The organism is Blastococcus sp. SYSU DS0973, assembly GCF_054051055.1.
The window spans coordinates 237,526-252,670 of sequence record NZ_JBJHAN010000004.1; the positions used below are offsets into that span (position 1 = coordinate 237,526).

General features: G+C 73.3%; 12 protein-coding genes. 11 read left to right on the top strand and 1 reads right to left on the bottom strand.

What is annotated here, in order from left to right; all coding sequences use genetic code 11:
• Positions 1-54: 54 nt before the first annotated feature.
• Positions 55-2,604: an alpha-glucan family phosphorylase gene (glgP, locus tag ACI791_RS09720; protein ID WP_456585860.1), complete on the top strand. Its 2,550-nt coding sequence runs from the start codon at positions 55-57 to the stop codon at positions 2,602-2,604.
• A 123-nt stretch (positions 2,605-2,727) separates the two neighbouring features.
• Entirely contained in the window at positions 2,728-3,693 is a 966-nt protein-coding gene (locus ACI791_RS09725; protein ID WP_456585861.1) for an FHA domain-containing protein, read from the top strand.
• A 155-nt stretch (positions 3,694-3,848) separates the two neighbouring features.
• Here the strand turns inward: ACI791_RS09725 and glgX are convergent, their stop codons facing one another.
• Positions 3,849-5,999 carry a glycogen debranching protein GlgX gene (gene glgX, locus ACI791_RS09730; RefSeq protein WP_456585862.1) on the bottom strand — a complete coding sequence of 717 codons (2,151 nt, stop codon included), beginning with the start codon at positions 5,997-5,999 and terminating at the stop codon, positions 3,849-3,851.
• A 63-nt stretch (positions 6,000-6,062) separates the two neighbouring features.
• On the opposite strand from glgX, the gene ACI791_RS09735 reads away from it, so the two are divergent.
• From ACI791_RS09735 to ACI791_RS09775, 9 genes are all read left to right on the top strand, one after another.
• On the top strand, positions 6,063-6,878 hold the full coding sequence (locus ACI791_RS09735) for an ABC transporter ATP-binding protein (protein WP_456585863.1): 816 nt from the start codon (positions 6,063-6,065) through the stop codon (positions 6,876-6,878).
• Positions 6,879-6,943: 65 nt separating this feature from the next.
• Complete coding sequence (locus tag ACI791_RS09740; RefSeq protein ID WP_456585864.1) at positions 6,944-7,729, top strand: enoyl-CoA hydratase/isomerase family protein; 786 nt, start codon at positions 6,944-6,946, stop codon at positions 7,727-7,729.
• 144 nt (positions 7,730-7,873) lie between these two features.
• On the top strand, positions 7,874-9,013 hold the full coding sequence (locus ACI791_RS09745; protein WP_456585865.1) for an ABC transporter substrate-binding protein: 1,140 nt from the start codon (positions 7,874-7,876) through the stop codon (positions 9,011-9,013).
• A 164-nt stretch (positions 9,014-9,177) separates the two neighbouring features.
• The gene (locus tag ACI791_RS09750; RefSeq protein ID WP_456585866.1) at positions 9,178-9,921 is read left to right on the top strand and encodes an ABC transporter permease; all 744 of its coding nucleotides are present in this window, start codon (positions 9,178-9,180) and stop codon (positions 9,919-9,921) included.
• Positions 9,918-10,802, top strand: a complete 885-nt coding sequence (locus ACI791_RS09755) for an ABC transporter permease (protein ID WP_456585867.1) — start codon at positions 9,918-9,920, stop codon at positions 10,800-10,802. The genes ACI791_RS09750 and ACI791_RS09755 overlap by 4 nt, the downstream gene beginning before the upstream one ends.
• Positions 10,799-11,908 carry an ABC transporter ATP-binding protein gene (locus ACI791_RS09760; protein WP_456585868.1) on the top strand — a complete coding sequence of 370 codons (1,110 nt, stop codon included), beginning with the start codon at positions 10,799-10,801 and terminating at the stop codon, positions 11,906-11,908. The genes ACI791_RS09755 and ACI791_RS09760 overlap by 4 nt, the downstream gene beginning before the upstream one ends.
• The gene (cds1, locus tag ACI791_RS09765) at positions 11,905-13,026 is read left to right on the top strand and encodes an L-cysteine desulfhydrase Cds1 (RefSeq protein ID WP_456585869.1); all 1,122 of its coding nucleotides are present in this window, start codon (positions 11,905-11,907) and stop codon (positions 13,024-13,026) included. Before ACI791_RS09760 ends, cds1 begins: the two co-directional genes overlap by 4 nt.
• Before the next feature lie 117 nt (positions 13,027-13,143).
• The gene (locus ACI791_RS09770; RefSeq protein ID WP_347057655.1) at positions 13,144-13,923 is read left to right on the top strand and encodes an electron transfer flavoprotein subunit beta/FixA family protein; all 780 of its coding nucleotides are present in this window, start codon (positions 13,144-13,146) and stop codon (positions 13,921-13,923) included.
• A 33-nt stretch (positions 13,924-13,956) separates the two neighbouring features.
• Positions 13,957-14,919 carry an electron transfer flavoprotein subunit alpha/FixB family protein gene (locus ACI791_RS09775; protein ID WP_456585870.1) on the top strand — a complete coding sequence of 321 codons (963 nt, stop codon included), beginning with the start codon at positions 13,957-13,959 and terminating at the stop codon, positions 14,917-14,919.
• The last annotated feature ends 226 nt before the right edge of the window (positions 14,920-15,145 follow it).

Here is a 15,145-nt window from a genome sequence, read left to right on the forward strand (position 1 = left end):
GCAGGTCCTCGCGGGAACCCTGCCGGTGGGCCCGGAACTCGTTAGGCTCGCCCGGTGCGAGCTCTCCGTCGGTTCACCGTCCGTGCCGCTCTGCCCGAGCCGCTCCTGCCGCTGTCCCAGTTGGTCAGCAACCTGCGCTGGTCGTGGCACGCCGAGACCCGGGACCTCTTCGAGGCCCTGGACCCCGACCTGTGGCAGCGCTGCGGCGGTGATCCGGTCCGCGCGCTCGGCGAGGTGTCGGCCGAGCGGCTGGCGGCGCTGGCCAAGGACCGACGCTTCGTGCGCCGGCTGACCGACGCCGTCGACGACCTGGAGGAGTACCTCGCCACCCCGCGCTGGTACCAGTCGCTCGGGGCGGAGGCGCCCGCGACGATCGCCTACTTCTCGGCCGAGTTCGGCATCAGCGAGGTGCTGCCGCAGTACTCCGGCGGTCTGGGCATCCTGGCCGGCGACCACCTCAAGGCCGCCTCCGACCTCGGCGTCCCACTGATCGGCGTGGGTCTGCTCTACCGGGCGGGCTACTTCAGCCAGGGCCTGTCGGCCGACGGGTGGCAGCTGGAGCACTACCCCTCGCTGGACCCGCACGGCCTGCCGATCAAGCTGCTGCGCCAGGCCGATGGCTCGGCCGTCGTCATCAACGTGCCGCTGCCCGAGGGCCGCACCCTGCACGCCCACGTCTGGCGGGCGCAGGTCGGCCGCGTCCCGCTGCTGCTCCTCGACAGCGACATCGAGGAGAACACCCCCATCGAGCGCGGGGTCACCGACCGGCTCTACGGCGGGGACGAGGACCACCGCCTCCGCCAGGAGATGCTGCTGGGCATCGGCGGCGTGCGGGCGCTGCGCGCGTACTGCTCGCTGACCGGCACCCCGCAGCCGGAGGTGTTCCACGCCAACGAGGGCCACGCCGGCTTCCAGGGCGTCGAGCGCATCCGCGAGCTGACCGAGGCGCACGGCCTGACCTTCGCCGAGGCCCTGCAGGCCGTCCGGGCGGGCACCGTGTTCACCACGCACACGCCGGTGCCGGCGGGCATCGACCGGTTCCCGAAGGCCCTCATCGAGCGCTACTTCACCGGGTTCGGCGTACCCATGGACCAGCTGCTGCCGCTCGGGGCCGAGGAGGACCCGGCGAAGTTCAACATGGCGCACATGGGGCTGCGGTTGGGCCAGCGCGCCAACGGCGTCAGCATGCTGCACGGGCACGTCAGCCGCGGGATGTTCAACGACCTGTGGCCCGGCTTCGACGAGCGGGACGTGCCGATCGGGTCGATCACCAACGGTGTGCACGCCCCCACGTGGACCGCGCGCGAGCTGGTCGAGATGGGCACCCAGACCTCGAGCCAGGGTGACACGGTCGACGTCGAGGGCGACGTCCACTTCGACGGGGTCGACCGCATCCCGGCCGCCGAGCTGTGGGGTATCCGGCGCCTGCTGCGGGGGCGCCTGGTCGACGAGGTGCGCCGGCGCATCCGGGAGACCGCGCTGTCGCGCGGGGCCACCGAGGCGGAGGTCGGCTGGACCGACGGCGCCTTCGACCCCGACGTGCTGACCATCGGCTTCGCCCGGCGGGTGCCGTCCTACAAGCGGCTCACCCTCATGCTGCGCGATCCGGAGCGGTTGAAGGCGCTGCTGCTGGACCCCGAGCGGCCGGTCCAGCTGGTCATCGCCGGCAAGAGCCACCCCGCCGACGACGGCGGCAAGAGGCTCATCCAGCAGATGGTCGCCTTCGCCGACGACCCGGAGATCCGGCACCGCATCGCGTTCCTCCCCGGCTACGACATCGGCATGGCCCGCTACCTGTACTGGGGCTGCGACGTCTGGCTGAACAACCCGCTGCGCCCGCTGGAGGCCTGCGGCACCTCCGGGATGAAGGCGGCGCTGAACGGCGGGCTGAACCTGTCGATCCGCGACGGCTGGTGGGACGAGTGGTTCGACGGCCAGAACGGCTGGGCCATCCCCACGGCCGACGGCGTGGCCGACCCCGACCGCCGCGACGAGGTCGAGGCCCGGGCGATCTACGAGCTGCTCGAGAACCAGGTGCTGCCGCGGTTCTACGAGACCGACCGGGACGGCGTCCCCGGCCGCTGGGTGGAGATGGTGCGGCACACGCTGCGGGAGACCGGCCCCAAGGTGCTGGCCACCCGGATGGTCCGCGACTACGTCCGGGTGCTCTACGTCCCCGCCGCGGGGTCGGCCCGCGCGATGGCCACCGACGGCTACGCGCCGGCGCGCAGCGAGGCCTCGTGGCGGTCCCACCTGCTGTCCCACTGGCACGACGTGCGGGTCGCCCACGTCGAGGCGACCGGCGCTGGGGACACCCCGGAGATCGGGTCGAGCCTGGCGCTGAGGGCCGAGGTCGAGCTGCCGGGGCTGACGCCGTCGGACGTGGAGGTCCAGGCCGCCTACGGCCGGGTGGACGACGCCGACGGGCTGCACGAGGTGACGACGGTGCCCATGGGCCACGAGCACACCGACGGCTCCCGGCACTGGTTCACGGCCACGGTCCCGCTCGAGCGGACGGGGGCGTTCGGTTACACCGTGCGGGTCCTCCCGCACTCCCGGTACCTGGCGGACCCCGCGGAGCTCGGCGTGGTGAGCACCGCCTGACGGCAGCACAGCGGACACTCGGACCACGGCGGTCACAGTGACCACACGTGACGTCCTGATGCCCCGGCGTGGCGGTTTCCTGCGCACAGGCCAGACCGGCTGTGCATCACTAGGCTGGACGCCATGCCCGACCGCTGTGAAGTCCTCCCCGGAGATGCCGTCGTCGCCCGCCGTGGCGGCGGCCTGCTGTGGGTCGACGCTCCCGGCTCGCCCGCTCTGGTCTCGGCTCTGCACGCCTGCCTGGGTGTGTCGGGCCCCGGCGCCGATCGCGTCCTGGCCGCCGTCGCCGGTCAGGTGAGCTCGCTCGCCTCCGGGAGCGCCTCGTTCGCGCTCGTCCTCACCACCGATGCCGGCACCGGTGTCGCGCTGTGGGCGGGCAAGGGGCAGCCGGCCGTCGACGGCGTCCCCGTCTCCGGCTCGTCGGTCGACGGCGGCACGCTCGCCGCCGGCTTCCCGCTGGGGCGGTCGCTGTACGTCGGGCCCGGCCAGTCGGCCCCCCGCACCCCGCCGGGCGTGAGCTACGACCTCGTCGAGGGCACCGTGCCCGGCGGCGGCGCCACCCTGCACCTGGCCGGCCCCGCGCCGGCGGAGGCAGCGGCCCCGGCGACCGCCGCGGCGCCGGCGTCGTCGTTCGCGGGTCCCGAGTCCGGCGGCTTCGGTTCGAGCCGGGCGTCCTCCGCCGCCTCCGCGGAGCACCCGGAGTCCGGCGAGCAGACGGCGTTCTGGCGGCCCGACCCGTCCGACGCCGCGCCGATCCTGCGCTTCGACGACGGCCTGGTCGTCACCGTCGACGAGGACCTCGTCCTCGGCCGGCGCCCCGACAACCACGAGATGGTGGCCAGCGGGTCGGCCCGGGCGGTGCCGATCGCCGACACCCAGAACGTGCTCTCCTCGGCGCACGCCGCGCTCACCCGCTCCGGCCGCGAGGTCTCGCTGGTCGACCTGGGCTCGCTGAACGGCACCCACGTCGCCGGGCCGGAGGCGACCGAGTGGACCCAGCTGGAGCCGGGGGTGGCCCACCCGCTCTCCGACGGGGACCGGCTGCTGCTCGGCTGGACGGTCATCACCTTCGAGCAGCCCGAGGAGTAACCAGCAGCTGCGTCGCGCCAGAGCCCCGGTCCGCCCGCCAGGACCGGGGCTCTGGCGCGTCCGGGCACCGCGAGCGGCTCGCCGAGTGGGCAGTCGTCGCCGGTGCCGGCGGCGTGTCCGCGTGCGTCGGCGGCAGCAACTGCGCACTCGCCGTCTCAGGGTCGGCGTTCCACCCGGAGCAGCCAGACGCAGCGGCCGGGCACCTCGAGCGGCCCGGGTGCCACGAAGGTCGGCTCCGGCGGGATTCCGCGGGCGTACTCCGTGGAGAGCGCCAGCTCGTAGCCGTCGGCCCACGGGGGTCCGGGCAGCGTGACGGTCACCGGGTCCGGGCCGGCGTGCAGCTGGACCAGGTAGGAGTCGTCGACCACCGGGTGGCCGTGCTCGTCGCGGTGCCGGATGCCACGGCCGTCGAGGTACATGCCGACCGTCTGCAGGCCGGTGTCGAACCACTCGGCGGTGGTGAGCTGGCCACCGCCGGGAGCGAACCAGGCCAGGTCCCGGGTACCGCCCGTGCCCGGCAGCTCGTGGCCTTCGAAGAACGCCTCCTGGCGCAGCACGGGAGCTCCACGCCGTAGCCGCACCAGCCGGGTGGTGAAGGCGAGCAGGTCGTCGTCGACCGCCGACCAGTCCAGCCACGACAGCTCGTTGTCCTGGCAGTAGGCGTTGTTGTTGCCCCGCTGCGTGCGGCCCAGCTCGTCGCCGGCGGTGAGCATGGGCACCCCGGTGGACAGCAGCAGGGTGGCGAGCAGGTTCCGCGCCTGGCGAGCGCGGAGGGCGAGCACGGCAGGGTCGTCGGTGGGGCCCTCGACCCCGCAGTTCCAGTTCCGGTTGTGGCTCTCGCCGTCCCGGTTGTCCTCGCCGTTGGCCTCGTTGCGCTTGTGCTCGTAGGCCACCAGGTCGGCCAGCGGGAACCCGTCGTGCGCGGTGACGAAGTTGATGCTGGCGAACGGACGGCGGCCGTCGGAGCGGTACAGGTCCGACGAACCGGTCAGCCGGTAGGCGAGGTCGCGCACCCCCACGTGCGCACCGGACCACACGTCGCGCACGGTGTCGCGGTACTTGCCGTTCCACTCGGTCCACGGGGGCGGGAAGTTGCCCACCTGGTAGCCGTTCGGCCCGACGTCCCACGGCTCGGCGATCAGCTTGACCTGGCTGACCACCGGGTCCTGGTGCACCACGTCGAAGAAGGCCGACAGCCGGTCGACGTCGTGCATCGAGCGGGCCAGCGCCGAGGCGAGGTCGAAACGGAAGCCGTCGACGTGCATCTCGGTGACCCAGTAGCGCAGCGAGTCCATGAGCAGCCCGAGCACCGCCGGCCGGCGCACGTCGAGGGTGTTCCCGCAGCCGGTGTAGTCGGTGTACCGGGCGGGGTTGTCGCCGTCGAGGCGGTAGTAGCCGGCGTTGTCGATGCCCTTGAAGCACAGCGTCGGACCGGTGTGGTCGCCCTCGGCGGTGTGGTTGTAGACGACGTCGAGGATCACCTCGATGCCCGCGGCGTGCAGCTCCCGGACCATCGTCTTGAACTCGGTCACCTGCCCGCCGCCGCTGCCCACCGAGCTGTAGCCGCCGTGCGGGGCGAAGTAGCCGAGCGTGTTGTAGCCCCAGTAGTTCGTCAGCCCGCGGCGCAGCAGGTGCGGCTCGCTGACGAAGTGGTGCACGGGCAGCAGCTCGACCGCGGTGACCCCGAGCGCGAGCAGGTGCTCGACGAACGCCGGGTGCGCCAGGCCCGCGTAGGTGCCGCGCAGGTGGGGCGGGACGCCGGGGTGCGTGGCGGTGGCGCCCTTGACGTGGGCCTCGTAGATCACGGTGTCCGACCACGACCGGCGCAGCGGGCGGTCACCGTCCCACGGGAACGGGTCGTGCACCACCACGCTGCGGGGCACGTACGGCGCGGAGTCGCGGCCGTCGGGGACGGCGGAGTCCACCGCGTCGACGGGGTGGCCGAACAGCGCGCCGTCCAGCCGCAGCTCGCCGTCGACCGCGCGGGCGTAGGGGTCGAGCAGGAGCTTCGCCGGGTTGTGGCGGAGCCCGGAGAAGGGGTCGTAGCCGCCGTGCACCCGGTAGCCGTAGCGCTGGCCGGGGCCGGTCCCGGGCAGCCGGCCGTGCCACACCTGGTGGGTGGTCTCCTCGAGCCGGTACCGGCGCTCCGCGCCGTCGGGGTCGAACAGGCACAGGTCGACCGCGGAGGCCCCGGCCGACCACAGCGCGAAGTTCGTTCCGCGGCCGTCCCACGCCGCTCCGAGAGGAGCGGGCGTGCCGGGGAGCACGGCCGGGACCGGGGAACCGGCGGGGAAGGAGTGGGTCACCGGGGTGATCGTGCCGTCTCCGTGACCGGAGCGGACGCACCGGCGGCGGGAAAGGTTGGTTGGATGGGGGACGTGTCGAACCCTGGCGCCCCCGAGGGGGCGGTCGTCCGCATGACCGGTGTCGACGTCGTCCGGGGGCAGAACCACCTGCTCCGCGGCGTCGACTGGGCGGTCGAGGCCGACCACCGTTGGGTCGTGCTCGGACCCAACGGGGCGGGGAAGACGACGCTGATGCAGCTCGCGGCGGCCCAGATGCACCCCACCCGGGGGGAGGTGCGGCTGCTGGGGGAGACCCTCGGCGCGGTCGACGTCTTCGAGCTGCGGCCGCGGATCGGCCTGACCAGCGCCTCGCTCGCCCAGCGGATCGAGCCGTCCGAGCGCACCGGCGACATCGTCGTCTCGGCCGGGTACGCCGTCGTGGGCCGGTGGCGGGAGCGCTACGACGTCCACGACCTGACCCGGGCCGGGATGCTCATGGAGCAGTGGGGCGTCGCCCAGTTCGCCCACCGTCCGTTCGGCACGCTGAGCGAGGGTGAGCGCAAGCGGGCCCAGATCGCCCGGGCCCTGATGCCCGACCCGGAGCTGCTGCTGCTCGACGAGCCCGGTGCCGGCCTGGACCTGGGCGGCCGGGAGGACCTCGTCGCCCGGCTGTCGGACCTCGCGAGGTACCACTACGCGCCGGCCCAGGTGCTCGTCACCCACCACGTCGAGGAGATCCCCCCCGGCTACACCCACGCGCTGCTGCTGCGCGACGGCGAGGTGGTGGCCACCGGGGCCGCCGACGACGTGCTGACCGCGGAGCACCTGTCGGACACCTTCGGCGTCCGCCTGTCGCTGACCCGCACCGACGGCCGGTACACCGCCCGCCGCGCCCGGTGAACGGGCCGGTACCGGCTGGCTAGGGTGCCTGTGACGACCTCGTCCGCCACCTGGAGGAACCGCACATGGCCGAGCCCGAGTTCGTGACCCTGCAGGTCGAGGACGGAGTCGGCACGATCCGGCTCGACCGGCCGAAGATGAACGCCATCGACGAGCAGCTGCACATGGAGGTCCGCGCCGCGGCGACGGAGGCCGGCCGCCGCGACGACGTGCGCGCCGTGGTCGTCTACGGCGGGGAGCGGGTCTTCGCCGCCGGCGCCGACATCAAGGCGATGTCGCAGCTCGACGGCGCGGGCATGACCGTCTGGGGCCGGGAGCTGCAGGACTCCTTCCGCGCCGTCGCCCGCATCCCGAAGCCGGTCATCGCCGCGGTCACCGGCTACGCCCTCGGCGGCGGCTACGAGCTGGCGTTGTGCGCCGATTTCCGGGTCCTCGGCGCCGGCGCCAAGATCGGCCAACCGGAGATCCTGCTCGGCGTGATCCCCGGCGCGGGCGGCACCCAGCGGCTGGCCCGCCTGGTCGGCCCGGCGCGGGCCAAGGACCTCGTCTTCACCGGCCGGCACGTGGGTGCGGAGGAGGCGCTGGAGATGGGCCTGGCCGACGCCGTCGTCCCGGACGCCGAGGTGTACGGGACGGCGCTGGTGATGGCCCGCAAGCTCGCCGCCGGCCCGCCGCTCGCGCTGGCCGCGGCCAAGCGCGCGATCGACGAGGGGCTCGACCTGCCGATCGACGAGGGCCTGGCGCTGGAGAGCCGGCTGTTCGCCGAGCTGTTCGACACCGAGGACCAGGACACCGGCATGCGGTCGTTCCTCGAGAACGGGCCGGGCAAGGCCACCTTCACCGGTCGCTGAACCGGGCGGTCCGTGGCCCAACGGTCGCGTAACGGTCACCTCGCGTCACTGCCCAAGCCCTGCCGCGTCGGCGACAATCCCCGAGGCCGCACGGCCGGGGTCAACCGGACCCCGGGCGGGCGCGGCCCCACACCTGGAGGACACGTGCGACGAAGCACCCTGCGGACCGCGGTCGCGGTCGTGACGGCGGGACTCACCCTGACCGCCTGCGGCTCGGACGACGGCGGTTCCGGCGGGAGCGGCTCGGACTGGGCCACCGCCACCTCGGTGGAGGACGGTGGCGGGATGGACGCGCTCGTCGAGGCCGCGCAGGCCGAGGGTGAGCTCAACGTCATCGCGCTGCCGCCGGACTGGGCCAACTACGGCGAGATGCTGGAGACCTTCAGCGAGAAGTACGACATCGAGATCAACAGCGCCAGCCCCGACGGGTCCAGCCAGGACGAGCTCAACGCGGTGACCAGCCAGCGCGGCCAGGACCGCGCGCCCGACGTCCTCGACCTGGGCACCGCCTTCGCCCGTCAGGCGCAGGGTCAGGACCTGCTCGCGCCATACCAGGTGCAGACCTGGGAGGACATCCCCGAGGACCAGAAGGACGCCGACGGCCACTGGGTCAACGACTACGGCGGCTACATCTCGATCGGGTGCAACGCCTCGGTCGTCGCCGAGTGCCCGACCACCTTCGCCGACCTGCTCGATCCGCAGTACGCCGGCCAGGTCGCGCTCAACGGCAACCCGACGCAGGCCGCGGCGGCCTTCGGGGGCGTCTGGGCGGCCGCCCTGGCCAACGGGGGCAGCCTCGACGACATCGGCCCGGGCATCGACTTCTTCGAGCAGATCAAGGACGTCGGCAACTTCAACCCGGTCGAGATCACCCCGGCCACCATCCAGAGCGGCGAGACGCCGATCTCGATCGACTGGGACTACCTCAACGCGTCCTTCACCGACACCTTCGCCGAGCAGGGGGTCGAGTGGGAGGTGAACGTGCCCACCGACGGCCTGTTCGGCAGCTACTACAGCCAGGCGATCAGCAAGTTCGCGCCGCACCCGGCCGCCGCCCGGCTCTGGGAGGAGTTCCTCTACAGCGACGAGGGCCAGAACATCTGGCTCAACGGTGGTGCCCGCCCGGTCCGCCTGCCCGCGATGGAGGAGGCGGGTACGGCCGACGCCGACGCGCTGTCGGCGCTGCCCGAGGTCGAGGGCACGGCCGACTTCCCGACCCAGGAGCAGGAGAGCGCCGCCCAGCAGGTCGTGGCGGAGCGCTGGAACGCGGAGATCTCCGGCTGAGTACGACCGCACCGGAGCGCACCGCGCCGGCCCCTCGTCGCAGGGGCCGGCGCGGTGGCGCGCTGACCGTCCTCGGGACCCTCCCGTTCCTGCTCTACGTCGCCGTCTTCCTGCTGCTGCCCATCGGCGCGCTCGCCGTCGAGGCGTTCCGGGCGACCGATCCGGTGACGTTCGAGGAGACGTGGTCGACCGACTCCATCACCGCGGTCACCGACGGCGCCTACCGGCGGGCCTACCTGGGCAGCCTCCAGCTGTCGCTCATCACCGCGGTGCTCGGCGCCGTCCTGGGCCTGGCGCTGGCCGTGGCCATCCTGCGGTCCCGCCGCGGCCGGCTGCTGCGCCGTCTGGTGCTCACCGCCTCCGGGGTGCTGGCCAACTTCGGCGGCATCCCGCTCGCCTTCGCCTTCCTGGCCACCATCGGCAACGCCGGCGTGGTCACCGCGCTGCTCCAGGACACCTTCGGCATCGGGCTGGGCGGGTTCTCGCTGTACTCGATGACCGGGCTGGCGCTGGTCTACCTGTACTTCCTGATCCCGCTGATGGTGCTCATCATCATCCCGGCCCTGGAGGCCCTGCGGCCGCAGTGGCGGGAGGCCGCGGACAACCTGGGCGCCAGCGGCTGGCAGTACTGGCGGTACGTCGGGGGTCCCGTGCTGGCGCCCCCCGTGCTCGGCGCGACGATGCTGCTGTTCGCCTCGGCCTTCGCCGCGTACGCGACCGCCAAGGCGCTGGTCGGCAGCAGCGTCCCGCTGGTCACCCTGCAGATCGCCGACGCGCTGTCGAGCAACGTCGTCGTCGGGGCGGAGAACCTCGGCAAGGCGCTCGCGCTCGGCATGGTCGTGGTCGTCGGCCTGGTGATGATCTTCTACGCCTGGGTGCAGCGGCGAACCCAGCGGTGGCTGGCATGACCGTGCTCGCGGAGAACGTCGCCGGCGCCGGGGGCGTCGAGCCCCCGGAGCCGCAGCGGCCCGGACGCCGCCGCAGCGGTGCCTGGCGCCTCGCCGTGCTCGCCCTGCTGGGCCTGTACTTCCTCGTCCCGATCGCCGCCTCGGTCTGGTTCACCGCGCGCGACCGCGGCCAGGGCGGGTTCACCGCCGAGCACTACGCGGAGATCCCCGGGGCGCCCGGCTTCGCCGAGGCATTCACCCGCTCCCTCGCGCTGGGCGGGCTCACCGTCGCCCTCGCGCTGCTGCTCATGGTGCCGACGATCGTGCTGGTCACCCTGCGGCTGCCCCGGCTGCGGACGACGGTCGAGCTGCTCACCCTGATGCCGCTGGTCCTGCCGCCCATCGCGTTGGTCGTCGGCGTGCGCAGCGTGCTGGCCTGGGCCCCGGACCACTTCCTCGGCACCCCGCTGGCCGAGGCGTTCTTCGCCCTCCAGGAGCCCGCGCTGCCGTGGATCCTGGTCTTCGTCTACGTCGTGCTCGCGCTGCCCTTCGTCTACCGGGCGCTCGACGCCGGCGTCCGCGGCGCCGACCTGCCCACGCTCACCGAGGCCGCGCGCAGCCTGGGTGCCAGCTGGCCCCGGGTGCTGGTCTCGGTCGTGCTCCCGGTGCTGCGCACGTCGGTGCTCAACGCCGCCTTCCTCACCCTCGCCCTCGTCCTGGGGGAGTTCACGATCGCCAACATCCTCGGCTTCGAGACGTTCCCCACCTGGATCGTGCGCATCTCCGGCTCCCAGCCGCAGCTGTCGGTGGCGGTGTCGGTGCTCTCCCTCGTGATGACCTGGATGCTGCTGCTGCTGATCTCCGCGCTGGACCGCCGGCGTGGCCCGAAGGAGTCCGCATGACCTCGCTGCCCGGGACCACCACCGACCGGTCTCCCGGTGCCCCCGCGGACCTGCGCGGCCGGCCCGGCACGCCGGTGCGGCTGGAGCGGCTGACCCGACGCTACGGCTCGGTGGTGGCCCTCGACGGCCTCGACCTCGACATCGCCGGGGGCGAGCTGCTGGCCCTGCTGGGTCCCTCCGGCTGCGGCAAGACCACGGCGCTGCGGGCGATCGCCGGCTTCGACCGCCCCGACGGCGGCCGCGTGCTGGTGGGGGAGCGGGACATCACCGGGACCCCGCCGAGCAAGCGCGACATGGGCATGGTGTTCCAGGCCTACAGTCTGTTCCCCAACCTGACCGTCGCCGAGAACGTCGCGTTCGGCCTCCGGGTGCGCCGCCGGGCGAGGTCCGAGCGGTCGGGCCGGGCGGCCGAGCTGCTGGACCTCGTCGGGCTCGGCGACCGCGGCGACCGGTACCCGCACCAGCTGTCCGGCGGCCAGCAGCAGCGGGTCGCCCTGGCCCGTGCGTTGGCCGTCGCGCCGCAGGTGCTGCTGCTGGACGAGCCGCTCTCCGCGCTCGATGCGCAGGTGCGCGTGCAGCTGCGGGAGGAGATCCGCCGGATCCAGCTGGAGCTGGGCATCACCACCGTCTTCGTCACCCACGACCAGGCCGAGGCGCTCTCGGTCGCCGACCGGGTGGGCGTGATGCGCGCCGGCCGGCTCGAGCAGGTGGCCTCGCCCGACGAGCTGTACGAGCGCCCGGCGACGGCGTTCGTCGCCGAGTTCGTGGGCACGATGAACCGGCTGCCGGCGGTCCTCACCGGCGGCGAGGCGCAGCTGCTCGGCGTCCGGCGCCCGGTGACCGGGGCCACGCCTCCCGGCGGCCCGGTGGTCGCGCTGGTGCGGCCGGAGTCGCTGCTGGCCTCCGCCGACCCGGCGGGATCCGGGCGCGTGGTGACCCGTACCTTCTCCGGCGCATCCACCCGCGTGCTCGTCGCGCTGCCTGACGGCGTGGAGGTGCGCATCGACGTCGCCAGCGCCGACAGCCAGCTGCTGACCCCCGGGACCGCCGTCACGGTGACCCCTGCCGACCGGCCCGTGCTGGTCGCGCCGGCCGAGCCCGCGTGACCGGGCACCGCATGGACGTCGACCACTCCGACCCCGGTGGCCGGGCGTGGGTGGACCGCGCGGTCGCCGCCGTCGAGGCCGACGCGCGCCGGAGCGCCGACACCCACCTGCTGGTCTACCCGCTGCCCCCGGAGTGGGGCGTCGACCTCTACCTCAAGGACGAGTCGACCCACCCGACCGGCAGCCTCAAGCACCGGCTGGCCCGGTCGCTGTTCCTCTACGGGCTGTGCTCGGGGCAGATCACCGAGGGGAGCACCGTCGTGGAGGCCTCCAGCGGGTCGACGGCGGTGAGCGAGGCGTACTTCGCCCGGATGCTGCGGCTGCCGTTCGTCGCGGTCATGCCGCGGTCGACCAGCCCGGAGAAGATCGCGCTGATCCAGTTCCACGGGGGCGTGTGCCACTTCGTCGACCGCGCGCCCGACATGTACGAGGAGGCCCGCCGGCTGGCCACGGAGTGCGGCGGTCACTACCTCGACCAGTTCACCTTCGCCGAGCGGGCGACCGACTGGCGGGGCAACAACAACATCGCCGAGTCGATCTTCGAGCAGCTCGCCGCCGAGCGGCACCCGGTGCCCGAGTGGGTGGTGGTCGGCGCCGGCACCGGCGGCACCAGCGCGACCATCGGCCGGTACCTGCGCTACCGGCGGCACCCGACCCGGCTCGCCGTCGTCGATCCGGAGAACTCGGCGTTCCTGCCCGGGTACACGGCCGGTGACCCCGGCTGGACCACCGGTAGGCCCTCGCGGATCGAGGGCATCGGCCGACCCCGGGTGGAGCCCTCGTTCGTGCCGACCATCGTCGACCGGATGATCGGGGTGCCCGACGCCGCGTCCCTGGCGGCGATGCGGCACCTGGAGCGGGCGACCGGCCGCCGGGCGGGCGGGTCCACGGGCACCAACCTGTGGGGGGCGTTCGGCCTGGTCGCGGAGATGGTCGCGCAGGGGCGCCGAGGCAGCGTGGTCACCCTGCTGTGCGACGGCGGCGAGCGGTACGCCCGCACCTACTACTCCGACGAGTGGGTCGCCGCGCAGGGGCTCGACCTCGCCCCGCACACCGAGACCCTCCGGGGTTTCGCGGCGACCGGGAAGTGGGCGGTGTCACCGGGCCCGTCGGCGTGATGTGCCTCACCGGCCCCTCCTGCCGCGGCGGCATTACTCCGCAGTAGCCTCCATGATCGGAGCCAGGCGGGCCCCCGTGCCCGCATCCTGAACGCGTCCTGAGGAAGGTTCAGCGCGATGAACATCGTCGTTCTAGTCAAGCAGGTCCCGGACTCGGGAAGTGAGCGCAAGCTGGACCCGGCCGACAACACCGTCGCCCGTGCGTCCGCCGACAACGTCATCAACGAGATGGACGAGTACGCCATCGAGGAGGCGCTCACCATCAAAGAGGCGCAGGGCGGGGAGGTCACCGTGCTGACCGTCGGCCCCGACTCCGCCACCGACGCCATCCGCAAGGCGCTGTCCATGGGCGCCGACAAGGCCGTCCACGTCAGCGACGAGGCGATCCACGGCTCCGACGCCGTGCAGACCAGCGCCGTCCTGGCCGCGGCCCTCCAGCAGCTCGAGTACGACCTGGTCCTCTGCGGCGCCGAGGCGACCGACAGCCAGATGAGCGTGATGCCGGCGCTGCTGTCCGAGCGGCTGGGCATCCCGCAGCTGTCCGGTGCCCGCAAGGTCACCATCGACGGCGGCACCGCGAAGGTGGAGCGGCAGACCGACGGCGGCTTCTGGGCCCTCGAGGCGCCCCTCCCGGCGATCATCTCGACCTGGGACACGATCAACGAGCCGCGCTACCCCTCCTTCAAGGGGATCATGGCCGCCAAGAAGAAGCCGGTGGAGACCAAGTCGCTGGCCGACCTCGGCCTCGACGCCGGCAGCGTGGGTCTGGCCAGCGCCACCAGCAAGGTGCTCGACTTCGCCGGCCGCCCGCCGAAGGGCGAGGGCGTCAAGGTGACCGACGAGGGCGACGGCGCGCAGAAGTTCGTCGACTTCCTCGCCAGCCAGAAGATCGTCTGACCGGCCCGGATCGAAGGAAGAGGAGAACACCCCATGGCAGAGGTCCTGGTCCTGGCCGAGCTCAACCCGGCCGGCGGCGGAGTCCGCAAGACCACCCTGGAAGCCCTGACCGCGGCGCGTGCGCTCGGTGACCCGTCGGCCGTCGTGCTCGGCGCGCCGGGCACGGCCGCCGGCGTGAAGGACACCCTCGCGGAGTACGGCGCCGCGACCGTCTACGTCGCCGAGTCCGAGGACGTCGACGCCTACCTGGTGGCCCCCAAGGCCGAGGTGCTGGCGCAGCTGGTGAGCGAGAAGTCGCCCGCCGCCGTCGTCATCCCCTCCTCGCCCGAGGGCAAGGAGATCGCCGCCCGCCTGGCCATCAAGACCGGCAGCGGCTTCCTGACCGACGTCACCGAGATCGCCCCCGACGGCACCGCCACCCAGGCGGCGTTCGCCGGCGCGACGATCGTCCACTCACAGGTCACCGTCGGCACGCCGATCTACACCCTGCGGGGCAACTCGGTCACCCCCGAGCCGGCTCCGGCCGCCGGCGCCGAGCAGCCCGTGCCGGTGTCGATCAGCGACGCCGCGAAGCAGGTCCGGGTCGTCGAGCGCGTCGTGGAGCAGAAGAGCAACCGCCCCGAGCTCACCGAGGCCTCGATCGTCGTCTCCGGTGGTCGTGGCGTGGCCAGCGCCGAGAACTTCGCGATCATCGAGGGCCTGGCCGACTCGCTCGGCGGTGCCGTCGGCGCCTCCCGTGCCGCGGTCGACTCCGGCTTCTACCCGCACAGCTTCCAGGTCGGGCAGACCGGCAAGACCGTCTCGCCGCAGCTGTACGTGGCCGTCGGCATCTCCGGGGCGATCCAGCACCGCGCCGGCATGCAGACCTCGAAGACCATCGTGGCCATCAACAAGGACCCCGAGGCCCCGATCTTCGAGCTGGCCGACTTCGGTGTCGTCGGCGACCTCAACACGGTCGTCCCCGCCGCCACCGAGCAGATCAACGCGCGCAAGTAGGAGAAGGACCCCGTCCTCCCCACCCCTCGCAGGCTCAGGGTGGGGCCCGGGACGGGGCGAGCACGTGACCCGAGCGCCGGTCCCCGTCGGGGGCCGGCGCTCGGCGTCTGCCTGCGGTCGGGAAGCACGTGCAGCGGCGCGGGGTTGGGCGGGACGTGGACGGGACGGCCGAGGGGAGCATCTGGGACGCCGACCACCGGCGGACGACGATCGGCCTGGTGCGCTC

Excerpts from the sequence above, each read along its gene's own strand:
- ACI791_RS09740 (WP_456585864.1), top strand. The coding sequence starts at position 6,944 with ATGGCCGAGCCCGAGTTCGTGACCCTGCAGGTCGAGGACGGAGTCGGC.
- ACI791_RS09755 (WP_456585867.1), top strand. The coding sequence starts at position 9,918 with ATGACCGTGCTCGCGGAGAACGTCGCCGGCGCCGGGGGCGTCGAGCCC.
- ACI791_RS09760 (WP_456585868.1), top strand. The coding sequence starts at position 10,799 with ATGACCTCGCTGCCCGGGACCACCACCGACCGGTCTCCCGGTGCCCCC.
- ACI791_RS09735 (WP_456585863.1), top strand. The coding sequence starts at position 6,063 with ATGGGGGACGTGTCGAACCCTGGCGCCCCCGAGGGGGCGGTCGTCCGC.
- ACI791_RS09725 (WP_456585861.1), top strand. The coding sequence starts at position 2,728 with ATGCCCGACCGCTGTGAAGTCCTCCCCGGAGATGCCGTCGTCGCCCGC.
- ACI791_RS09775 (WP_456585870.1), top strand. The coding sequence starts at position 13,957 with ATGGCAGAGGTCCTGGTCCTGGCCGAGCTCAACCCGGCCGGCGGCGGA.
- ACI791_RS09770 (WP_347057655.1), top strand. The coding sequence starts at position 13,144 with ATGAACATCGTCGTTCTAGTCAAGCAGGTCCCGGACTCGGGAAGTGAG.